Source organism: Amycolatopsis sp. NPDC004747 (genome assembly GCF_053601335.1).
In genome coordinates, this window is the sequence record NZ_JBSGBQ010000030.1 from 64,468 (window position 1) to 85,903 (window position 21,436).

The 21,436-nt window shown below is 72.3% G+C and carries 20 protein-coding genes and 1 pseudogene; 9 read left to right on the forward strand and 12 right to left on the reverse strand.

Annotated elements, in window-relative coordinates:
• The first annotated feature begins 64 nt into the window (after positions 1-64).
• The 3 genes and pseudogenes from ACWEGE_RS36175 to ACWEGE_RS36185 all read left to right on the forward strand — a co-directional run.
• A complete protein-coding gene (locus tag ACWEGE_RS36175; RefSeq protein WP_449664982.1) occupies positions 65-1,027 on the forward strand; it encodes a winged helix-turn-helix transcriptional regulator in 963 nt (320 codons plus the stop codon).
• 75 nt (positions 1,028-1,102) lie between these two features.
• Positions 1,103-1,288 carry a DUF5302 domain-containing protein gene (locus ACWEGE_RS36180; RefSeq protein ID WP_086858770.1) on the forward strand — a complete coding sequence of 62 codons (186 nt, stop codon included), beginning with the start codon at positions 1,103-1,105 and terminating at the stop codon, positions 1,286-1,288.
• A gap of 107 nt (positions 1,289-1,395) precedes the next feature.
• A pseudogene (locus tag ACWEGE_RS36185) lies at positions 1,396-2,424 on the forward strand (ISAs1 family transposase); the annotation flags it as partial.
• A gap of 299 nt (positions 2,425-2,723) precedes the next feature.
• Here ACWEGE_RS36185 and ACWEGE_RS36190 read toward each other — a convergent pair.
• Positions 2,724-3,650: an MBL fold metallo-hydrolase gene (locus ACWEGE_RS36190; RefSeq protein ID WP_449664983.1), complete on the reverse strand. Its 927-nt coding sequence runs from the start codon at positions 3,648-3,650 to the stop codon at positions 2,724-2,726.
• 83 nt (positions 3,651-3,733) lie between these two features.
• Between ACWEGE_RS36190 and ACWEGE_RS36195 the strand changes: the two genes are divergently transcribed.
• Complete coding sequence (locus ACWEGE_RS36195) at positions 3,734-4,678, forward strand: LysR substrate-binding domain-containing protein (RefSeq protein WP_449664984.1); 945 nt, start codon at positions 3,734-3,736, stop codon at positions 4,676-4,678.
• On the opposite strand, the gene ACWEGE_RS36200 is transcribed toward ACWEGE_RS36195, so the two are convergent.
• From ACWEGE_RS36200 to ACWEGE_RS36220, 5 genes are all read right to left on the reverse strand, one after another.
• The gene (locus tag ACWEGE_RS36200) at positions 4,663-5,463 is read right to left on the reverse strand and encodes a serine hydrolase (protein ID WP_449664985.1); all 801 of its coding nucleotides are present in this window, start codon (positions 5,461-5,463) and stop codon (positions 4,663-4,665) included. The genes ACWEGE_RS36195 and ACWEGE_RS36200 overlap by 16 nt on opposite strands.
• Positions 5,460-6,533, reverse strand: a complete 1,074-nt coding sequence (locus ACWEGE_RS36205) for a Glu/Leu/Phe/Val dehydrogenase dimerization domain-containing protein (protein ID WP_449664986.1) — start codon at positions 6,531-6,533, stop codon at positions 5,460-5,462. The genes ACWEGE_RS36200 and ACWEGE_RS36205 overlap by 4 nt, the downstream gene beginning before the upstream one ends.
• Positions 6,534-6,747: 214 nt before the next feature.
• On the reverse strand, positions 6,748-7,941 hold the full coding sequence (locus tag ACWEGE_RS36210) for a kynureninase (protein WP_449664987.1): 1,194 nt from the start codon (positions 7,939-7,941) through the stop codon (positions 6,748-6,750).
• Positions 7,938-8,732: a tryptophan 2,3-dioxygenase gene (locus tag ACWEGE_RS36215; RefSeq protein WP_449664988.1), complete on the reverse strand. Its 795-nt coding sequence runs from the start codon at positions 8,730-8,732 to the stop codon at positions 7,938-7,940. The genes ACWEGE_RS36210 and ACWEGE_RS36215 overlap by 4 nt, the downstream gene beginning before the upstream one ends.
• Positions 8,729-9,544, reverse strand: a complete 816-nt coding sequence (locus tag ACWEGE_RS36220) for a PaaX family transcriptional regulator (RefSeq protein ID WP_449664989.1) — start codon at positions 9,542-9,544, stop codon at positions 8,729-8,731. Before ACWEGE_RS36220 ends, ACWEGE_RS36215 begins: the two co-directional genes overlap by 4 nt.
• Positions 9,545-9,592: 48 nt before the next feature.
• Here ACWEGE_RS36220 and ACWEGE_RS36225 point away from each other — a divergent pair, with 48 nt between their 5' ends.
• From ACWEGE_RS36225 to ACWEGE_RS36240, 4 genes are read left to right on the forward strand one after another with little or no spacing between them, the layout of a single operon-like run.
• Positions 9,593-10,345 (forward strand): creatininase family protein, encoded by a 753-nt coding sequence (locus tag ACWEGE_RS36225; RefSeq protein ID WP_449664990.1) that lies wholly within the window; start codon positions 9,593-9,595, stop codon positions 10,343-10,345.
• The gene (locus ACWEGE_RS36230) at positions 10,338-11,858 is read left to right on the forward strand and encodes a benzoate-CoA ligase family protein (protein ID WP_449664991.1); all 1,521 of its coding nucleotides are present in this window, start codon (positions 10,338-10,340) and stop codon (positions 11,856-11,858) included. Before ACWEGE_RS36225 ends, ACWEGE_RS36230 begins: the two co-directional genes overlap by 8 nt.
• On the forward strand, positions 11,855-12,547 hold the full coding sequence (locus ACWEGE_RS36235; protein WP_449664992.1) for an SDR family NAD(P)-dependent oxidoreductase: 693 nt from the start codon (positions 11,855-11,857) through the stop codon (positions 12,545-12,547). The genes ACWEGE_RS36230 and ACWEGE_RS36235 overlap by 4 nt, the downstream gene beginning before the upstream one ends.
• Positions 12,544-13,371, forward strand: a complete 828-nt coding sequence (locus ACWEGE_RS36240) for an enoyl-CoA hydratase family protein (protein WP_449664993.1) — start codon at positions 12,544-12,546, stop codon at positions 13,369-13,371. Before ACWEGE_RS36235 ends, ACWEGE_RS36240 begins: the two co-directional genes overlap by 4 nt.
• Positions 13,372-13,376: 5 nt before the next feature.
• Here the strand turns inward: ACWEGE_RS36240 and ACWEGE_RS36245 are convergent, their stop codons facing one another.
• Genes ACWEGE_RS36245 through ACWEGE_RS36265 form a run of 5 tightly spaced genes read right to left on the reverse strand, consistent with a single transcriptional unit; the run spans position 13,377 to position 17,157 of the window.
• Positions 13,377-13,766, reverse strand: a complete 390-nt coding sequence (locus ACWEGE_RS36245; RefSeq protein WP_449664994.1) for a VOC family protein — start codon at positions 13,764-13,766, stop codon at positions 13,377-13,379.
• Positions 13,766-14,683, reverse strand: a complete 918-nt coding sequence (locus ACWEGE_RS36250; RefSeq protein WP_449664995.1) for an SMP-30/gluconolactonase/LRE family protein — start codon at positions 14,681-14,683, stop codon at positions 13,766-13,768. Before ACWEGE_RS36250 ends, ACWEGE_RS36245 begins: the two co-directional genes overlap by 1 nt.
• A gap of 10 nt (positions 14,684-14,693) precedes the next feature.
• Entirely contained in the window at positions 14,694-15,350 is a 657-nt protein-coding gene (locus ACWEGE_RS36255) for a histidine phosphatase family protein (protein WP_449664996.1), read from the reverse strand.
• A complete protein-coding gene (locus ACWEGE_RS36260) occupies positions 15,350-16,408 on the reverse strand; it encodes a phosphotransferase family protein (RefSeq protein ID WP_449664997.1) in 1,059 nt (352 codons plus the stop codon). Before ACWEGE_RS36260 ends, ACWEGE_RS36255 begins: the two co-directional genes overlap by 1 nt.
• Positions 16,405-17,157, reverse strand: a complete 753-nt coding sequence (locus ACWEGE_RS36265) for an SDR family oxidoreductase (protein ID WP_449664998.1) — start codon at positions 17,155-17,157, stop codon at positions 16,405-16,407. The genes ACWEGE_RS36260 and ACWEGE_RS36265 overlap by 4 nt, the downstream gene beginning before the upstream one ends.
• A gap of 381 nt (positions 17,158-17,538) precedes the next feature.
• On the opposite strand from ACWEGE_RS36265, the gene ACWEGE_RS36270 reads away from it, so the two are divergent.
• The gene (locus tag ACWEGE_RS36270) at positions 17,539-18,468 is read left to right on the forward strand and encodes a hypothetical protein (protein ID WP_449664999.1); all 930 of its coding nucleotides are present in this window, start codon (positions 17,539-17,541) and stop codon (positions 18,466-18,468) included.
• Between the two features lies 1 nt (position 18,469).
• Here the strand turns inward: ACWEGE_RS36270 and ACWEGE_RS36275 are convergent, their stop codons facing one another.
• On the reverse strand, positions 18,470-21,412 hold the full coding sequence (locus ACWEGE_RS36275) for a helix-turn-helix transcriptional regulator (protein WP_449665000.1): 2,943 nt from the start codon (positions 21,410-21,412) through the stop codon (positions 18,470-18,472).
• Positions 21,413-21,436 lie beyond the last annotated feature (24 nt).

Genomic DNA, 21,436 nt, shown 5'->3' on the forward strand with positions numbered 1-21,436 from the left:
CAATAGGCTTCTTTTGGTGTAGTCAGGTGCTACCCTGAGGCCGTCATGCAACAAGGGGGAAGACGTGGTTCAGGCGACTGCACAGCGCATCAGGCCGGCGGGAGATCCGCTCCGCCGGGCGCTCGAGCTGGTCGGCGACCAGTGGACGCTGCTCATCCTGCAGAGCCTGTTCCTGCGCTTCCGGCGGTACGAGGAGCTGCGCCTCCGCCTGGGCATTTCCCCGACGGCGCTGTCCGGACGGCTGCGGGACATGGTGGACGCGGGCATGCTCACCCGGGTGCCGTACCGCGACGCGCGGCGCACGCGGCACGAGTACCGGCTCACCGAGCGCGGCCTCGAGCTGTGGCCGCTGCTGATCTCGATCTGGGCGTGGGAGCGCGAGTGGGTCGAAGGCCGCCGCGAGGTGCTGCCGACGCTGATCCACCTCGACTGCGAGCTGGCTACATCAGCGCCCCTCGGCTGCGCGGCCTGCGGCCGCCGGGTCGACGCGCGTGACGTGCGGGCCTCGCGGCTGGACAGCACAGGTGTCGCGGCGGCGACGGCGTCCAAGCGCTTCCGCCGCAAGGACGCGGATTCGCTGGCCGGCGACCCGATGATGTTCTTCCCGGACACGATGGAGCTGCTGGGCGACCGGTGGTCGACCGGCCTGCTGGTCTCGGCGCTGCTCGGCTGCCGGCACTTTTCGGAGTTCGAGCGTGAGCTGGGCATCGGGCCGAGCGTGCTGTCGGCCCGCCTGAGCAAGCTGGTCGAGGTGGGCGTGCTGCGAACAGGAGCGGCGGCCACGCGCACGGACGCGCGCGACTACCGCCTGACGGCGAAGGGCCTGGCGTTCTTCCCGGCGCTGGCGTTCATCGCGGAGTGGTCCCGCGGGTTCGAGGTGGCGGGCCAGGAACCGGACATCACGCTGCACCACGTGGAGTGCGGCGAGCGCCTGCGCCCGATGCTGCTGTGCGACCACTGTGGCCGCCCCCTGACCCGCAAGTCGGTGCAGTTCGGCGGCGTGCCGTCGCCCAAACGCCGAGGGTGACGGAAATCGGCTCGCCAAGGGGTGCGAGTGGTGCCAGGCTGGAGCGGTCACACGTCGTCGTTTTCGGAGGTAAGCATGAGTGAACCGACCCCGTCGCCCAGCGGCGAGGAGGACGACGTCAAGCGCAAGTTCCGCGAGGCACTGGAGCGCAAGCAGGCCCACGCGCGTTCGGGAGCGTCCCACGAGAACGGCGGCGGCAAGAACCAGCACGCCCACGGCCCGGCGGCGAACAAGCGGACCTTCCGCCGCAAGAGCGGCTGAGCGGCCGGACCCGAGAACTCCCCCGCCCTCCCAGGCAGGGCCCGGCAAAGTCGTGTCGTTGCAGGCAGGCACGGCTCTCGGTGGTGATCATGTGGTTGTCGAAGCCCATGATCTGTGAGAGAGCCGTGCCTGCTGTTGCATCTTCTCCCATTCCCGACGTGCTGACCCAACTGGCCTCTGCCGACCCTGAGCATGTCGCTGACCTGCGCGAATACCTGGCACTGGTGCCTGATCCGCGGAAGCGGCGCGGCGTGCGGCATTCGCTGGGATCGGTCCTGACCCTGGCCGCGGTCGCGGCGGGCGCCCAGTCGTTCACCGCGATGGGGGAATGGGCCGCAGACGCACCACAACGTGTACTGGCCCGCCTCGGCGCCCGGTTCGACCCCCACCGCGACCGGCACATCCCTCCCGAAGAGGCCACCATGCGGCGGGTGCTGTCGGTGGTCGACGGCGACGAACTCGACACCGCGATCAGCAGCTGGATCACCGCCACCGCCACGGATACCTCACAGGCGATCGCGGTGGACGGCAAATCACTGCGCGGCACCTTCGCCCGCACCGGCGGAGCGGGCGTCCATCTCCTGTCCGCGTTGACCCACCGCACCGGAACAGTGCTGGCTCAGCAGCAGGTCACCGCCGGGACCAGCGAGATCACCTGGATGCAGCCCCTGCTCGACGCCCTCGACCTGGCCGGGGTGGTGGTGACCGCTGACGCACTGCACACGACCCGCGGTCTGGCCGCCTACCTCGCCGGCCGTGGTGCGCACTACATATTCACCGTCAAGGAAAACCAGCACCGGCTCCACACCCGCCTGCAGGCTCTGCCCTGGCCCCAAGCCACCCACCACACCACCACCGGGATCGGGCACGGCCGCTGCGAGCAGCGCATCATCGAAGTCCTGCCCGCCCCCCACGACCTCGGCTTCCCCGACGCGGCAAGGGTTTTCCAGATCACCCGCTACCGCACCGACCGTGCCAGCAAGAAACGCGAAACCCACACCGTCCACGGCGTCACCAACCTCACCACCGCACACTGCGACCCCGCCGGCATCGCTACCCACCTACGCGGCCACTGGCGGATCGAGAACCGGCTGCACTGGGTCCGTGACGTCACCTACCGCGAAGACGCATCCCGCGTCCGCACCGGCACCGCACCCCGCGCCATGGCCACCCTGCGCAACCTCGCCATCAGCGCCCTCCGCCACACCGGCCACACCAACATCGCCGCCGCCCTACGAAAACCGCCCGCGACCCCAACCGGCCACTCACACTCTTCGGAATCCCCACATGACCAGTACAAACGACTTTGCCGGACCCCTGGCCCTCCCAGGGGGGCGTCCCCGGATCCAGTCTATCGCCCCGCACTGACAAAGCCGCCCGAAAGCATCTCGGGTGGCTTTGTTGTCCACAGCACCGTGAGGATGTGGACAACCAGTTACGGCGTGAATTCCCCGAGGTGGTCCAGCACCACGAACTCACTCCCCGGGCCGGCCGCCGCCACTGCCTTCCGCAGTGCCTCCAGCCCGCCGTTCGGGTCGTGGGCCTGCCCCAGCGGCAGGTCGAAGTCGTCCCAATGCGTCGCCGCCACATACCGCGGGTTTCCCAGCGTCCTCAGCAACCGTGGCACGTATTCGCGCACCCGGGCTCCTCCCGGTGGTACCAGCGCCACGTCCGGACGCAGCCCCGCCAGCTCGGACTCCACGTAGTTCGCGCCGCCGAAATCGAGCACGCTCGCCCCGCCGCCGGACACCAGGTACGCCAGCGTGCCGCCCTCCAGCAGGTCCGAAATCACCCGCGGCCGATCTCGGCGGGACAGCGGCCGCGTCCCCGGGAAGGCCACCCGGGCCCGGGCGCCCGTCGCCGAATGCAGGGATCGCAGCACGCGGATCGAGTACCCGTCGAACGCCAGGTCCTCCCCGCCGGTCGCGATCGACAGCTGGTCCTCCGGGGCGCCCAGCGCCGCCATGAGACTCAAATGGGTCTCGGTGCCGATCACCGTGGCGCCCGTGCGGCGGGCCAGGTACGGGACGTCCGTCAGGTGGTCGTAGTGGCCGTGCGTCACCAGTATGTGGTCCGCGCGGAGGAACCCCCGATCCAGGTAGCCGTCGATCAGCGCGTGGTTCACCGAGAGCGGGGTGCGGGGGTCGGCGCCCGCCGGCGTGTACGTGCCCGTCTTGAACCTCGTCAGCCACGGGTCGATCAGGACCGTCTTCGGCCCGATGCGGATCTCCCAGCCGTTGTTCCCCCACCAGCGCAACGTCATTCCCGAAGCCGCGCGGGCCGTGGCCGGTGCGCCCGCGAGGATCGCCGCGGCCGCCGCGCCCGCTCCGAGCAGCCCGCGTCTGCTGATTCCTGTCTCCATGCCGACACCCGACCACGAACCGCCGGCGCCTGTCCAAGATCGCCCACCGGCCATAGCCATAGGCGAACGGCTATCGTCGCAGCGTGGACCACCTTCGTTCGCTGCGCTACTTCCTCGTCGTCGCCGACGAACTCCACTTCGGGCGGGCCGCCGAGCGGCTCGGGATCGCACAGCCGCCGTTGAGCCAGCGCATCAAACGGCTCGAAGCCGAGCTGGACGCGACGCTGTTCGAGCGCGGCCGCCGCGTCACGCTCACCGAAGCCGGCGAAGTGCTGCGTGCCGAAGCCCGCGAGCTGCTCGCCCGGTGGGACCGCATGACGAACCTCGTCGCGAAGGCCGAGCGAGGGGAAACCGACGCCCTGCGCGCGGGCGTGCCGCCGGAGCTGCCCGGCCGGATGCTGGCCGCGATCCTGACCCGGTTCGCCGAAGAATGCCCGGCCGTGCGGCTGGACCTGCAGGAGCTCACCACCGCCGAACAGGCCCGGCTGCTCGCCGACCGCGAGCTCGACGCCGGGCTGCTGCAGCTGCCGGTCGACGTCGTCGGACTCGACCTCGGCCCGGCCGTCGACACCCCGCTCGGCGTCGTGCTCCCCCGCGACTCGCCGCTGGCGCGCCACCCCCGGCTCGCCCTCGCCGACCTGGCAGGCGAAGGCCTGGTCCACGCCCCGCGCGCCGCCGCGCCCGGCAGCTACGACGCGCTGCTGCGCACCTGCTGGGACCACGGCTTCCGGCCGCAGTCGATCCGCCACGCCCGCAACCCCGAGTTCGTTCTCGGCCTGGTGCTGGCCGGCCACGGCGTCGCGTTCGAACCGGACGTCCGGAGGGAACCGCGGGTGGTCTGGCGCCCGCTCGAAGGCGAGGTGCTGCGGGCCCGGACGGCGTTCGCGTGGCCCTCGGCCGACCGGCACCCGCAAGCGGCGAAGCTGGGGGAAATCGCGGCCGGAGTCCTCGGCGACGACGGCGTCTCGCGGCTGGTGCCGCCGCCGGAGAGCCCGCGGCCGTGGGACGTCTTCTACGACCGCAGCTGATCGACCGCGGCCCGCGCGGCCGCGCCGATCGCCTGGTCGATGTCCGGGCGCCGCAACGCCTCCGCCCCGCCCGCCGTGAACACCGCCACCGCGTACGCGGCGCCGTCCGGGTAGGTGGCGACGCCGATTTCGTTGCGGATCCCCGGCATCGTGCCCGTCTTGCCCGCCACCGCCACCTCCGGCGGGAACCCCGCCGCCAGCCGGTGCCAGCTGACCTGCGCGGACATCCACTCGCGGACCGGGGCAGCCCCGTCGTCGGCCCAGATCGCCGATAGCAGCGCCGTCATCTCGCGGGGCGTCGTCGACGACGTCCGCAGGGGATCCAGCGCCCGCAGCGGCCGCCCGGCCCCGGTGTCCTCGATGATCGTGCGCAGGACGTCCCGCGGGGCGCCGATGACGGCGGTCCGCGTCAGGCCCAGCTCGGCCAGCAGGGACCGGACGTTGTCCACGCCGACGCGGTCGAACAGCAGGTCCGCGGCGGTGTTGTCGGACACCGACAACGCCAGCCGCGCCGCGTCGCGCAGGCTGTAGGAGACGTCGTCCGCGAACCCCGCCGAACCGGTGCCGCCCAGGCGGTCCGCCGCCGACGCGCACACGCGGTCGGCCGGATCGAGCAGCCCGGCCGCGACCTGGCGCGCGAACTCGTACGCCAGCGGCACCTTCACCACCGACGCCAGCACCACCGGCGCGTCCGCGTCCCACCCCAGCGCATCGGCGGTACCGAGACGGCGGGCGTGCAGGAACCCCCGCACGCCCACCGCATCGAAGAACTCGGAAAGACTCACACGGTCAGGATGGACCGCAGCCGCCCGACCTCCGCCATCCGCCGCTCGGCGAGCCGGTCGGCCGCCGTCGCCGGGGGCACGCCGTCGGTGTCGGCCAGCGCGAACACCGCCTTCGTCGTGTCGTAGATGGCCGTCGTCTTGCGCTTGGCGCGGTCGAAGTCGAAGCCGTGGCGCTCGTCGTCGACCTGGATCACGCCACCGGCGTTGACCAGGTAGTCCGGCGCGTACAGGACACCGCGCTCGGCGAGCTGCTTGTCGATGCCGGCGTGCGCGAGCTGGTTGTTCGCGGCGCCGCAGACGATCCGCGCGCCGAGCACCGGCACGGTTTCGTCGTTCAGGACGCCGCCGAGCGCGCACGGCGCGAAGACGTCCAGCTCGGTGCGCAGCAGGGTGTCCACATCGGACGCGACCTGCACCGAGGGGTGGACGCTGAGCGTCCGGGCGATGGCGGGCTCGTAGACGTCGGTGATCGTCACCTGCGCGCCGGCTTCCACGAGGTGCCCGACGAGGATGTGGCCGACCTTGCCGACGCCGGCCACGCCGACGCGCTTGCCCGCCAGGTCCGGGCTGCCCCAGACGTGCTCGGCCGAGGCCCGCATGCCCTGGAAGACGCCGAACGCGGTGAGCACGGACGAGTCGCCGGCGCCACCGTCCTCGGGCGAGCGGCCGGTGACGTACTGGCACTCGCGGGCCACGACGTCCATGTCGTGCACGTACGTGCCCACGTCGCACGCCGTGATGTAGCGGCCGCCCAGGGACTGCACGAAGCGCCCGTACGCACGCAGCAGCGCTTCGGACTTGAGGGTCTTCGGGTCGCCGATGATGACGGCCTTGCCGCCGCCGAGGTCGAGCCCGGCCAGCGCGTTCTTGTACGCCATGCCCTTGGACAGCGCGAGGACGTCGTCGAGCGCGGCGGATTCGGTGGGGTACGGGTGGAAGCGCGTCCCGCCCAAGGCGGGCCCGAGCGCGGTGGAGTAGATGCCGATGATGGCCTTGAGGCCACTGGCTTGGTCGTGGCAGTACACGACCTGTTCGTGCCCGGTGCCCCGGGCGAACACTCCTTCGGTCACGGTGGTGACTCCTTTGTCTCCCGCGCCCGGTTTCGTGGCCGGGACGCGCTTCACGGATTGGCCCGCACCCGCCGCGGAGGTCGTCCGCTCGGGTGCCCGGGACCAACCTAGATCCCCGGTGATCGAGGGACCAGTGGAGGTCCCGCGATACGGACGGGTAGCCCGATCTTTAGGGGGCCCGGCGGCCCCGCCTGGGGTTCGGCCCCCGAGGGGCTCAGCCGCCGATCACCTTGCCGAGCGTGCCCATCGCCGTCTCCAGCTGGGTGTCGGAGAGGTACGGCGCCGGGCCGAAGCGCAGGTGGGCGCCCCGGCTGTCGGTGCGGACGCCGTGCGCGGCCAGCGCCGCCTGCAGGCCCGCGGCGTCGGCGCAGCGCAGCGAGAGGAACCCGCCGAGCATCCCGAGCGGCGTCTCCCGGTCGCGGGTGACGACGTCCTCCGGCAGCGCGAGCTCGTCGAACACCGAAGCGAGCAGCCCCACCTGGTGCTGCGACACCTCGCGGAGGAACTCCGGGGTGAGCCCCTGCTCGGCGAAGAACCGCTGGACCCGGACGCCGCGGTAGTGGCTGGCCGGGTCGTAGGTGGCGCCGGCGAACCGGTCGCCGCCGGTGGCGTAGGGCACCGCGCCCGGGTGGCGCTCGTCGGCGAGCGCGCCGAACTCGGCGTACCAGCCGGTGATCACCGGCCGCAGCTCCTGGGCGTGCGCCGGCAGCCGCAGGAAGCAGTTGCCCTCGCCGAGCTGCAGGTACTTGTAGCCGCCGCCGAGCACCCAGGCGTTGGTGAGCCCGAGGTCGTGCAGGGCGAACGGGACGACGCCGAGCGCGTGGTAGGCGTCGACGACGAGCTCGATCGAGCGGCCGCGGCAGACGTCGGCGAGGTGCGCCAGCCCGGGGACCAGCCTCGACGTTTCGAAGAGCACCGCGGACACGAGGACGGCGGCGGTGTTGCCGTCGACCTCGCCGGCGACGCGCTCGGCGAGCGTCGTCACCGGTTCCAGGGGCACCCGCACCACCTCGACCCCCTCCTCTTCGAGGCGGGCGAGCTGACGGCGGAGGGTGTGGAACTCACCGTCGGTGGTGACCAGGCGCGGCCGCCGCGGCAGGTCCATCGCCGACAGGAAGCGCAGCACCAGGTCGTGCGTGCTCGCACCCAGCGCGTACTCGCCGTGCGGGTCGCCGAGCAGCAGGCGGAAGCCCGCGCGCAGCTCGTCCGCTTTGGCGAACGCGCGGTCCCACTTGCCGTCGACGTCGCGGGCGGCGTCCGCGAAGGACTCCAGGAGCCCTTCCTCGGCGACGTCCGGCCAGGCCTGGTGCGAGTGCCCGGAAAGCAGGAGGCGGTCGGCCACCGCGAACCGGGTGTAGTGCGCGGCGAGGCTGTTGGCGTCCGCGCGCAGATCGTCCAAAGTGGTCACAGTCGGCTCCGTACGGCCCAGAGATCCGGGAACATCGGCTGGAAAAGCGTGGTACGCAGGTAAGTCGCGCCGGATGATCCTCCCGTCCCGGTCTTGTCGCCGATGGTGCGTTCGACCATCTTCACGTGCCGGTAGCGCCACTCCTGCATCCCTTCGTCGAGATCGACCAGACACTCCGCGACGACCGAGGGTCCCCCGTCGTCGCTGTACACGTCCAGCAATATCGCCTGCAGGGCCGGGGACGGCTCCACCGGTCGAGTGACGTCTCGGTCACACTCGACCGCGTAGCCAGAAACCTTGAGGTACGCGAGAAAAGAGTCGAACAACGACGGGCGCGCCATGGCTTCGGCAATGCGTTTCCGCTGCTCGCCGTCCTCCGGGTAGTGCGCGAACACGCGCTCGTCACGGCGTCCGAGCACCGCCTCCAGCTCGCGGAACTGGGCCGACTGGAAGCCGCTCGAAGCGTCCAAACGGGCGCGGAAACTGGTGAACTGGCTGGGCGTCATGGTTTCCAGCACGTCGATCTGCGCGACCGCGACCTTGAGGATGGTCAGGATGCGGCGCAGGGTGCGGATCGAGTGCGCGGTGTTGCCCTTCTCCAGGTTCGCCTGGAGGAAGGCGGCTTCGTGCAGGATCTGCTTGAACCACAGTTCGTACACCTGGTGGATCACGATGAACAGCAGCTCGTCGTGTTCGTCCGAGCGCAGGCGTTGCGCGTTGAGCACTTCGTCGAGCCCGAGGTACGAGGTGTAGCTCAGGGCTTCCTGGGTCGCTTGGCTGGGTTCGGTCATCCCTTGGTCACCTCGTCGAAATGGCGCTGAGCGGGCTGCGCGAGCGCGGTGTACAGATCGTGGAACAGCTCGACGGCCGCCGCCCGGCGGTCCGGGGCGGGCACCAGCTCGGCGGGCAGTTCCGGGTCGAGCGACGGGAACATCCGGAAGGTGTGCACCAGCCGGGTGCGCACCTCGAACGCCTCGGCGTCCGGCGGCTCCCGCCCCGCGTACCCGCCGAACTGGCCGACGAACGCGGCGTACCGCGCGGCCAGGTCGTCGAGGTCCCAGGCCCGGCCGGCGAACCGGCGGACGTCCAGCGCGGCCGACGGGCGGCCGAGCAGCAGTCCGGCGTGCTCGGTGACGTCCAGTTCGCCGAGCAGCGCGACCACCTCGGCCTCGCGGTCGTGCGGGGCGATCCAGGTGCCGTCGGAGTAGGGCCCGAACCCGAGGAACCGCAGGCGCCGGACCAGCCGTTCCCTGGCCTGCCGGCGGGTCTCGGGGATGTTCTGCCACAGCACGGTCCACTCGCCGGCGGCCCGCTCGCGGCGGCCGAGGGAGAAGATCCGGTGGTCGCCGTCGGCGAGCAGGGCGATGGTGCGCTTGGTCAGCGAGTAGTGCACGGTGCGGCCTTCGCGGTGGCGCTGCAGCAGGCCGCGGCGCACCAGGCGGGTGAGCGCGATCCGGGCGGCGCCGTCGGAGAAGCCCAGCTCGGCGAGCACCGCGACCAGGCCGCCCGACCACACCCGGCGGGTCTCGCGCGGGTGCACGTAGCTGCCCAGCAACGTCATGACCAGCTCCTGCGGGCCGGCTTCGAAGGCGTCAGTGGGCATGGGCGCAACTCTATACACCCGAGGACGCTGCGGTGTAGCGTGAATTTCGTGACGTACTTCGCGGACCTCAGCTCGCGGCAGGTCGCTTCACTGCCGGACGGCGGGCGCGTGCCGGTGCTGCTGCTCCCGCTGGGCGCGGTCGAGCCGCACGGCCCGCACGCGCCGCTGGGCACGGACCCGCTCATCTCGCGCGGGATGTGCGAGCGCGCGGCTTCCCGCTTGGCCGCCGACGACGAGGTCCACGTCCTGGTCCTGCCCGAGGTGCCCTACGGCGTGACGCGGTTCGCGGCCGGGTTCGCCGGCGGGATCCACATCGGCGAGGAGACGCTGCACTCGCTCCTCGTCGACGTCGGCGCGGCCTTGATCGGCCAGCGCCTGCGGCGGATCCTGCTGGTCAACAACCACTTCGAGCCCGCACACCTGGTGACGCTGCGGCGGGCGGTGGAGACGCTGAACTTCGCCTACGACGGGCGGGTCGCCCTGCTCGACCTGGTCCGGCGGCGGCACGCGCAGCGGCTGACCGAGGAGTTCCGGTCCGGCGAGTGCCACGCCGGGCGGTACGAGACGTCGCTGGTCCTCGCCGACCGGCCCGAGCTGGTCGACCAGGCGTTGATGCGGACCTTGCCGCACGTTCCGGTCAGCCTGGCCGCCGCTCCGGAAGACGGGGGCTTCCGGGAGATGGGCATGACCGAGGCGTACTGCGGCAAGCCCGCGGAGGCGACCGCGGCCGAAGGTGAAGAGACGTTTTCGACGTTGACCGACCTGCTGGTGGAAGCGATCCGGGAGCTGGCCCGTGAGTGAGCCGTTCAACCTCGCCACGCACTTCCTCGACCGGCACGTGGCCGCGGGACGAGGTGACCGGACCGCCCTGTACGTCGGCGACCGCGAGGTCAGCTACGCGTCGCTCGCCGCGCTGGCGAACCGCGTCGGCCACGTGCTGCTGGACGCCGGCGTCCGCCGCGGGCAGCGGGTGCTGCTGGCGCTGAGCGACGGCGACGAGTTCGTCGCGGCCTGGTACGGCGCCCAGAAGATCGGCGCCGTCACCGCCGAGGTCTACCCGTTCCTGCAGCCCAAGGACTACGCCTACTACCTCGGCTACACCGAGGCCGTGGTGGTGCTCGCGGACGCCGTCACGCTGCCGGCGCTGCGGCAGGCCGGTGCTTCCGGGTTGCTCGTCACCGGGGTGCCCGAAGCCGAGCTGCTGCCGGGCGAACGTCCGTTCCGGACGCTGGTGGACGCGGCGCCGGAGGAGCTGGCGGCCGCACCGACCACTGTGGACGACGTCGGGATCTGGAAGTTCACCACTGGCAGCACGGGCGCGCCCAAGGCGTGCGTGCATCCCCTGCGGAGCCCGCTGGAGAGTTTCGAGCGGTACGCCGTCCAGGTGCTCGGCCTGCGGGAGGACGACACGGTCCTGGCCGTGCCGAAGCTGTTCTTCGGCTACGCGCGTGATCTGGTGGCGCTGTTCCCGTTCGGCGTGGGCGCCGCGGGAATCGCGTTCCCCGAGCGCAGCACGGCGGACCTGATGTTCGAGCTGATCGCGAAGTACCGGCCGAGCGTGCTGGTCAACGTGCCGACGATGATGAGCGCGATGGTCGCGCACCCGGCCGCGGCGGAGCAGGACCTGAGCTGCCTGCGGATGACGACGTCGGCGGGCGAGGCCCTGCCCGCCGAGCTGCACCGCAAGTGGGACGCGGCCTTCGGCGTGCCCGTGGTGGACGGGATCGGCTCGTCCGAGGCGTACCACATCTACCTGTCGAACCGGCCCGGTGAGGCCCGCGTCGGCACGCTGGGCACGCCGGTTCCGGGGTACACCGCCGAGGTCGTCGACGAGCTCGGGAAACCGTTGCCCGACGGGGAGATCGGGCCGCTTCGGGTGACCGGGCCGACGATCGCGCTGGAGTACTTCGGCGATCCGGAGAAGTCGGCGCGGACGTTCGACGGCGACACGCTGACCTCGGGCGACCTGTTCAGCCGCACGCCGGACGGGTACTTCCACCACCACGGCCGCGCGGACGCGCTGCTCAAGGTCGGCGGCGTGTTCGTCGCGCCCGGCGAGATCGAGGACTGCCTGCTCGGCCACCCGGACGTCACCGACTGCGCGGTGGTCGGCCACCAGGCGGACGGCTTGGTCGTGCCGCGCGCGTACGTCGTGCTGCGGCCCGGTTCCGAAGTCTCCGCCGACGCGCTGAAGGACCACGCGAAAGCCCACCTGGCCAAGCACAAGTACCCCCGCGAGGTCGTCTTCATGACCGAACTCCCCCGCACGGCCAACGGAAAGCTCGACCGGCGCGCACTGGCGGCCCGCCCGTGAGCCGCCTGGTGGTGGTCACCGGCGGCACGCGCGGCATCGGCGCGGCGATCGCGGCCCGGTTCCGGTCCGCCGGTGACACCGTGCTGGCGCCGGGCCGCGCGGAATGCGACGTCACCTCCGAGGAAGCCGTGGCGGAGTACTTCGCCTCGGCAGGGCCGGTGGACGTGCTGGTCAACAACGCCGGCATCTCCTCCAGCGCCCCGGTTTCCCGGACGTCGCTGGACGATTGGCGTGCGCAGTTCGAGGTGAACGCGACCGGGGCGTTCCTCTGCACGCGCGCGGTGCTGGACGGAATGCGCGCGCGTGACAGCGGCCGGATCGTCACGGTGGCGTCGACGGCTTCGCACGTCGGCTACCGCTACACGGCGGGGTACACGGCGTCGAAGCACGCGGCGGTGGGCTTCATGCGCGCGGTGGCGGCGGAGCTGGCCGGCACCGGCGTCACGGCGAACGCGGTGTGCCCGGCGTTCGTCCGCACCGACATGACGGCGACCTCGGTGGAGCGGATCGTCTCGCGGTCCGGACGGTCCACTGCGGACGCGGAAGCGGCACTGGCGGCGGCGTCCCCGCTCGGCCGGCTGCTGGAGCCGGCCGAGGTGGCGTTCGCGGTGTCCTTCCTGGCGGCCCCGGAGGCCGCCGCGATCAACGGCCAGACCCTCGTACTCGACGGCGGAGGAATCCAGTCATGAGCCCGTTCCGCGCAACCGCCCCGCTGACCCGCGACTGGGAGCACTTCGGGTTCGCCGTGGCGGACGGGGTGGCCACGGTGACGTTCACGCGCCCTTCGAAGCTCAACGCGCTGACGTTCGACGTGTACGCGGACCTCCGGGACCTGGTCATCGAGCTCCCCCAGCACGAGGACGTCCGGGTACTGGTGATCACGGGCGAAGGCCGCGGGTTCTGTTCGGGCGGTGACGTCGAGGAGATCATCGGCGAGCTGCAGAAGTTCGAGACGGCGCAGCTGCTGGAGTTCACCCGCATGACGGGCGCGGTGGTGAAGGCCCTGCGCGAGTGCCCGATCCCGGTGATCGCGGCGGTCAACGGCGTGGCGGCGGGGGCGGGCTCGGTGATCGCGCTGGCGAGCGACTTCCGGCTGCTGGCGGAGTCGGCGAAGTTCGCGTTCCTGTTCACGAAGGTGGGCTTGGCCGGGGCGGACATGGGATCGGCGTACCTGCTGCCGCGGCTCGTCGGCTTGGGTCGCGCGACGGAGCTGTTGATGCTGGGCGACAAGGTCACGGCTTCGCGGGCATCGGAGATCGGGCTGGCTTCGCAGGTGGTCCCCGACTCGGATCTCCCGGCCGCGGCTTCGGCGTTGGCACGCCGACTGGCCGACGGCCCGGCGCTGGCGTACGCGACGACGAAGGTGTTGCTGACCCGCGAGCTGGACATGGACCTGGGCAGCGCGATCGAGCTGGAGGCGATCACCCAGGCGCTGCTGATGACGGCGAAGGACCACAAGGAGTTCTACGCGGCTTGGACCGCGGGGCGGGAGCCGCGCTGGACGGGCCGCTGAGCGGCCTACGGCACCACTTCGCCGAGCCCGATCAGGTTGCCCTCGCTGTCGCGGAACCACGCGGCCCGCTCGCCGCTGCCCTTGCTCGGGTAGTTGCCGCGGATCTCCATGATCCCGCCGCGCATGCCCTCGTACTCCTCGAACACGACACCGCGCTCGCGCAGCACCGCGACCGTCGATTCCAGGTCGTCGACGTAGAAGGCGACCTGCGTGAACGAGGCATCGGAAGCTCCCGCCGAGGCGTAGAGGCAGAAGACGCCCGAGGCGCCTTCGTACCGCAGGCCGCCCTCGCGTTCTTCGACCGCTTCGAGCCCCAGCTTCTCGGCGTACCAGCGCCGGGCGCGGTCCAGGTCCTGGGTGGGGATGCGGGCTTCGATCCGGACGTTGCTCAGCATCACCCGATGGTAGGCGTCACCGCGATCGCCGACTCCTCCAACGACCCGAAGTACAGCCGCCCCTGCCACTCCCGCACCCCCACCAGCATGTGGAAGCCGTCGATCTCGCCGCGCAGCTCGCGCTTCACCTTCCCGTCCGCCGCCACGCCCAGGACACCGACCTCGCGCCCCGGGCTGGGCTGCAGCGACGTCGGCAGCCGGCGGACGCCCGCACGCACGAACGCCGGCAGCCGCCGGACCACGTCCAGCGCCGCCACCTTCGGCGACGCCTGGGTGATCCAGATGAGCCCGTCCGTGCCCGTCGAGATGTTGTCCGGGAAGCCCCACAAGCCGTCGACGAAGACGTCCGACCGGCCGTCGGGAAGCCACACCCGCGACACCCGGCACGCGCCCGTCTCCGCCACCGCCACGAACGACTCGTCCGGGGCCAGCGCCACGCCGTTCGCGAACTGGAGGCCGTCCAGGAGCAGGTCGATCGAGCCGTCCGGGGAGCGGCGCAGCAGGCGGCCGCCCGCCGTCTGCTCGATCAGGTCGTCGCGCCAGTTGTCGATGCCGAAGCGGCGGGAGGAATCCGTGAAGTAGATCGTGCCGTCCGCGGCCACCGCCGCGTTGTTGCAGAACACGAAGTCCAGCCCCAGCGCGGAAGTCGCCAGCACCGAAGGCGAACCGCCGGACAGCGGGACCACCAGCAGCCCGGCCCGCGCGTCGCAGATCAGCAGCTCGTCTTCGCCGTACAGCTCCAGCCCGAGCGGGCGGCCGCCCGTGTCGGCGATGACGTCGATGCGCTGCCCGTCCGGCGACAGGCGCAGGATCCGGCCGTCGTCGACGCCGGTGTAGATCCGGCCCTCGGCGTCGACCACGACGTCCTCCGGGCCGTGGCCGTTCACCGGGTGCAGCGTGACCTCGCCGAACCGCATCGGGTGCCTCCTAGCGATAGGTGAGCAACGAGGCCGCGTCCGCCTCGAAGTGCGGGTGCTCGTTGAACGACAGCAGCGTGACGCCGCCGCGCCCGGACACCAGCTTGGTGATGCCGCCGTTGACCGTGACGCGGTTGAGCTTGAGCAGTCCCGTCTCCGGGGTGCCCATCAGCAGCCCGCAGATCGTCGCGATCACGCCGCCGGAGGTGAACACGACCGCGTGCTCGCCCTTGCCCAAGGACGCCACCAGGTCGGCCAGCGCGGACCGGCACCGGGCGAGGAACGCGGGCCACGTCTCGGCGCACGGCCCGCCGTCGCCCGCCGACGTCCACGCGGTCAGGGCCGCGTCCAGGACGCCCTGGTAGGCCCGCGAATCCTCCTGCGGGGCCCCGCCGGCGTGGTGGCGTGCGATGTCGACGTGGTCGTACTCGTTCCAGCGCGGGTCCTCGACCACCGGGACGTCGCTGCCCAGCACCTTCAGCGCGGTCGCCGCGGTGTCGCGCTGCCGGGCCAGCGTTCCGGACCGGACCTGGCTGAAGGAGACGGCGCGCCGCAGCAGTTCCGCACCGACCACAGTGGACTGCTCGAAGCCGCGCGGGGACAGCGCGTCGTAGTCGGAAGCGCCGAACGACGCCTGGCCGTGCCGGACCAGGTAGATCGCGCCCACTACACGCTCCCCTTCGCGATGATCTCGCGGCAGCGCCAGTCCAGGTAGTTGACGAACTGCCAGAAGTCCTTGAACGCCGGGTTGCGGGTGCCGCCGTCGCGGTAGCGCCGGTACAGCTGCTGCAGCACCGCGGCGAGCCGGAACAGGCCGTAGACCTCGTAGAACCGCCAGTCGCCGACCACGAGCCCGGTCTTCTCGGCGTAGCGCGTGACGAACTCCTCGCGGGTGAACATGCCGGGCAGGTGAGTCGGCTGGCGGCGGCTGGTGTGCATGACGTCGTCGTCGCCGGCCTGGACCCAGTAGGCGAGCATGCTGCCCAGCTCCATCAGCGGGTCGCCGAGGGTGGCCATCTCCCAGTCGAGGACGCCGGTGATGTTCAGCGTCGCCGGGCCGTCGAGCACCAGGTTGTCGAGGCGGTAGTCGTTGTGGATCAGGCAGATCTTGACCTCGCCGGGCTGGTTCGCCGCCAGCCACGCGCGCACCTCGGCGAAGTCGCCGACGTTGTCCGTGCGCGCCGCCACGTACCGGTCGGACCAGCCGCGGAGCTGCCGCTCGACGTACCCGGCGCCCTTGCCGAGGCCGGCCAGCCCGGCCTTCTCGACGTCGACGGCGTGCAGGTCCACCAGCCGGTCGACGACCCTGCCGGACAGCTCGCGGGCCTGCTCCGGCGTCAGCGTCATCCCCGGCGGCAGGTCGCCGCGCAGGATCAGGCCGTCGAGCTTCTCCATGACGTAGAAGTCGCCGCCGAGCACGGCCGGGTCGTCGCCGAAGGCCACCATCCGCGGCACGTACGGGAACACCGGCTTCAGCGCGTGCTGCACGCGGTACTCGCGCCGCATGTCGTGCGCCGACGCCGCTTTGTGCCCGGCGGGCGGGCGGCGCAGGATCAGCTCGCGGTCCGGGTAGGTCAGCAGGTACGTCAGGTTGGACGCGCCGCCGGGGAACTGCCGGACCTGCGGCGGTGCGTCGCCGAGGCCCTCGACCTTCGCGCTGAGCCAGGCGTGCACCGCTTCCGCGTCGAAGGCGTCCTCCGCGCGGACCTCGACCGGGGCGTTCACGCGAACCTCCGCAGCAGCGCGGCCGGCACCACGCGCATGACGACGCTCAACGGCACCCACGGCCAGGCCGGGACGTAGGCGCGGCGCGGTTCGGCCTCGATCGCCTTGGCCAGCGCCCTGGCCCCGGTCTCGGCCTTGCCCAGCAACGGGTTCCGGCCGATCCGGTCGTTCATCTCCGACTCGATGTAGCCGGGCCGGACATCGGTGACGGCGATGCCCTTGCGCTTCAGCTCGATCCGGGTGCCGTCGACGAACGCCGAGATCCCGGCCTTCGAAGCGGCGTACGCGGTCAGTTTGCCCGGGAACGGGCGAAGCGCACTGAAGGAGGAGATGACGGCGAGGTGGCCGGCGCCCTGCTCGCGGAAGATCCCGGCGGCGGCCTCGATCTGGGCGGCGGCCGCGACGAAGTTGACCTCGAGGGTCTGGCGGTTGGCGTCGAACCGGCCGGTGCCGACCCGCTGCCCCTTCCCGAGCCCGGCGTTCACAATCACCCGGTCGAGGGACCCGAGCTCGGCGCGGAACTCCTCGAAGACGGCGAACACGCGGTCGTGCTCGGTGACGTCGAGGGTGCGGATGACGACCTTGATCCCCGGGTGCCGGGCGGTCAGCTCGGCGGCCAGTTTCTCGAGCCGCTCGGTGCGGCGCGCGCACAGCGCGAGGTTGCGCCCCTTCGCCGCGAACTGGCGGGCCATTCCTTCGCCCAACCCGCTGCTGGCGCCGGTGATGAGGATGTTCTGCCGGAGCGTCATGCCCGGGATGCTACCCGGTGGTAACAAGACCGGTGGCCCGGCGCTGGGGGCGTCGCCGGGCCACCGGTCATCGCGCGGCCACCTCGGCCGGTCGCACAACTCGGCCGGGTGAACCGGAGCCGGAACCGCTCGCGCGGCCGGTCACACCTGCGCCCGGGTGAGCCGTGAGGGGAGGCGGTGCCACCGGCGCAGGCAAGTCATACAAGCGCGTCGCCCCAGGCCGGGGCAATGGTTCACAGTTGCCAGTACTAGCCCGTTCGCCCGAGTGGCGGCCCCGGCGGCACGGCCGAAGAGGGGCGCGGAGACCGCGCGGAAAACTGCTAACGTGCTCCGTGTCGGGGATCGTCGGGGGACGGCATGGGGCGGGTCGGGATTTCAGCGATGGCGGGCAGCGTGACGGGTGACGGCCAAGAGAGCGGCCGCACCGAATTCGCCATCCGGCTGCGCGCGGCCATCGCCACCAGCGGGCTGTCGCTCGACCGGATCCAGGCGCGGCTGCGGGCCCGCGGCGTCGTCATCAGCGTGACCGCGCTCAGTTATTGGCAGTCGGGCAAGAGACAGCCGGAGCGGCAGAGCTCGCTTTCGGCCGTCCGCACGCTCGAAGAGATCCTCGACGTCCCGGCCGGTTCCCTGCTCGGGCTGCTGCCCCCGCCCCGGCCCCGCGGCGGCGCGGGGAAGCGGCATGCCGGCGCCGAGCCGATGTCGTTCCCGCGCGAGGTGCTCCAGCCGCTGCTGGAGAAGGTCGGCGCGCCGCACGCCCTCGACCGCCAGCAGCCGCTGAGGATGGTCGGGCTGCACGACCTGTGCGAGATCGCCGCCGACGGCGGGCAGCGGGCGGTGACCGCGCGGGCGGTGTTCCAGGCGGTCGCGGACGGCCAGGACCGCTGGCTCCTGGTCTACACCCAGGACGACCCGGCGGCGGGCGTGCCGGAGCTGCACGCGGTGCGCAACTGCCGGGTCGGCCGCGCCGAGACCGACGAGGCACACGGCCTGCTCGTCACCGAACTGCTCTTCGACCAGCCGATCAACCGCGGCGAGACGCACCTGATCGAGTACACCCTGACCAACGGCGGGCCGCCGTACCCGGAGTGCCGCAACACGCACTACCGCGAGTTCCGCCGCCCGGTGCGGGAGTACCTGCTGGAGGTCCGGTTCGCCCCGGGAACGGCACCGGACCGCTGCTGGCAGTACTCCCGCGACGGCGCGAACGGCACCCTCGCCCGGCGGGCGCTGAAACTCGACGGTGCGGACGGGGTGCACGCGGTGACGTTCGACTTCGGCCCGGGCGTCTTCGGCATCGACTGGGACTGACTCAGCCGAGGCGGGCCGCCGCCAGCGTCGCCAGTTCCGTGCGGTTCGCGATGTCGAGCTTCGCGTACACGTGCGCCAGGTGCGTCTTCACCGTGCCGCGGCTCATGAACAGCCGGGTGCCGATCTCCGGGTTCGTGCAGCCCTCCGCCGCCAGCTTGACCACCTCCAGTTCGGTCGGGGTCAGGCTGCCCCAGCCGCTCGACGGGCGACCGCGACTGCCGCGGGTGCGGCGCACGAACGCCACCACGTCGTCGAGGCCCATCGGCGGCTCGGCGGTCGCCAGGCCGAGCGCGTCCAGCTCCGCCTGCGCGAACGGGCGGCGCGGCACCCCCAGCGAGGCCCGGGCCTGCGACGCCGACACCAGCACGCGACCGGCGTCCCCGGCACGGCCGGAGCGGGCGAGCAGCGAAGTCAACGCGTCCAAGCTGGACAAGACACCCAGCCGGAGGCCGTGGTCGAGGCGCAGGGTCAGCGCCTCGTGGTGCAGCTCGGCCGCCTCGGCCGGCTCCGCCAGGTACCCCTGCTCGTCCAGGGCGTCCGCCAGTGACGACGGCTGCGACCAGCGGCGAGTGAGCTCGACGGCGGTGGCCAGCACCGCCGCGGCCTCCTCGGGACGGCCCAGCGCGCGCAGGAGAGCGCCGCGTTCGGGCAGGCCCTGCGCGGCCATGTACGTGCCGGGCACGCTTTCGCGCTCGAACCAGCGCAACGCGGTTTCGAAGTCGCCTCGCCGCCAGTGCAGCTCGCCCAGCACGCCGGCCATGCCCGGGACGAAGACGTCACCGGCCGTCTCGACCAGCCTCAGGAACGGTTCCATCACGCGGAACCCCGCGTCGACGTCCCCCGCCGCGCAGTGCACCAGCGCCAGGCGGCACAACGTCGTGTTCACGCGGTGGAAGTCCCGCAGCGGCGCGGCGACTTCGACGGCCTGCGAAGCGAGTTCACGCGCCCGCCGCAGGTCCGCCGCGGCCAGCGCGCTCGCCGACTGCACACTGAGGACGGTCGAGGCGAGCCCTCGGTCGCCGCGGCGAAGGAGTCCTTCGGCCGCTTCGGCGAGCAGCGGCGCCGCTTCGTCGTGGCGGTCGCGGGCGGTCCGGATGATTCCGCGCAGCATCAACGCGCTGTCCCGCGCGAAGCCGTCGGCTTCCGTTCCGGCTTCGACGGCGAGGTCCCACGCGGTGTCCAGGTCTGTGTACAGGTGGCCGAGGGCGGTCAAGGTGAGGCATCGCGCGCGCAGGCCCGCTTCGCCCAGCTCGGTGGCGAGCTCCAGGCCCTGCCGCGCGGCTTCGACGTCGAACGGCGCCGTCGTGTCCGCGACCAGGCCCATCCCGGTCAGCAGCCGGGCCTGCAGCCGCGTCCGGTCGTCCGGGCGGCGGGCCACCGCGCGCTTGAGGTACGCCAGGCCTTCGTGGCCGCGGCCGTGGGAGTTCCACAGCCACGCGACGGCGGCGGCGAGCCGACGGCCCCGGGCCGGATCTTCCTGCGCCAGCCCCCATTCCAGGGCCGCGCGCAGGTTGTCGCGCTCGGGCTCGACCCGGGCCCGCCAGGCGTCCTTGTCGCGGTCGAGGTCGGGTTCGGCGGCCTCGGCCAAGGCCAGGTAGTGGTCGAGGTGGCGGTCCCGGACGGCGTCGGTCTCCCCCGCCTCGGCCAGCCGGGCGGCCGCGTACTCGCGGAGCGTCTCCAGCAGCCGGTAGCGGCCGTCTTCGGCCAGGACCAGGGACTTGTCGACGAGCCTGCCGAGCGCGGGCAGCACGGCCGCGCCGCCCGCCGCGTCCAGGGTGAAGCCGCCGGCGAACACCGCGAGCCGCCGGAACACCGCGCGGTCTTCCCGGTCGAGCTGGTCGTGGCTCCACGCGATCGAGCCTTCGAGGGTCCGCTGGCGCTCCGGCACGCCGCGCGGACCGCGGGTCAGCAGCGCGAACCGGTCCCCGAGGCCGGCGTCGATCTGGTGCGGGGTCAGGGTTCCGAGCCACGCCGCGGCCAGTTCGACGGCCAGCGGGATGCCGTCGAGCCGGGTGCAGATCGACCGGACGGCGGCCGCGCTCGAGGCGTCCAGGGTGAACAGCGGCCGGACCGCGCCCGCGCGCTCGACGAACAGCGCGACGGCGTCCTCGACGCCCAGCGGCGGCACCCGCCACACCGTCTCCCCCGGCACGCCGAGCGGCTCCCGGCTGGTCGTCAGCACCGCGACCTCGGGGCAGGACCGCAGCAGCTCGACCGCGACCGCGGCGGCGCCGTCGAGGACGTGCTCGCAGTTGTCGAGGCAGAGCAGGACGCGCCGGTCGCGCAGGTGGGTCACCAGCGACCGGACGGCGCCGACGTGCGGCTCGACCGGCACCCCGAGGGTCGCGGCGACCAGTTCGGCGGCTTCGGCGGGCGCGGGGTCGAGTTCCACCCACCACACGCCGTCGGGCCATCGCCCGGCCGCGGCGGCGGCGACCTGCGCCGCCAGCCGGGTCTTGCCACTGCCGCCGGGCCCGGCCAGCGTGACGAGCTGTCCCCCGGCAAGCCGCCGCTCGAGCTCGGCGGCTTCGGTTCCGCGGCCGACGAAGCCGGTCAGCTGCACGGGGAGGTTGTTCGGGGTCGTGTCGAGCGAGCGCAGCGGGGCGGGTTGGCCGCCGAGCTGGAAGATCCGCTCGGGGCCGGTGAGATCGGGCAGCCGGTGGACGCCGAGGTCGTGCAGCGGCTCGCCCGGCAGTTCGGCGGCGGCGCGCGCGGAGACGAGCGTGCGGCCGTCGGCCAGCTCGCGCAGGTGCCGGCAGCGCCGGACGGCGGGACCGGTGGGGGTGCCGTCTTCGCGGAGCAGCACTTCGCCGGTGTGGACCGCGGCTGGTCCGCCGGTCAGGGTCGCCAGCGCCTCTTCGGGCGTCGCGAAGACAGCCGGGGGTTCGTCACCGGCGCACAGGATGGTTACCGTGCCCGCGGGCACGAGGTTCGTCTCGCTCATCGCCCGGCCAGTCTGCCAGCGAAT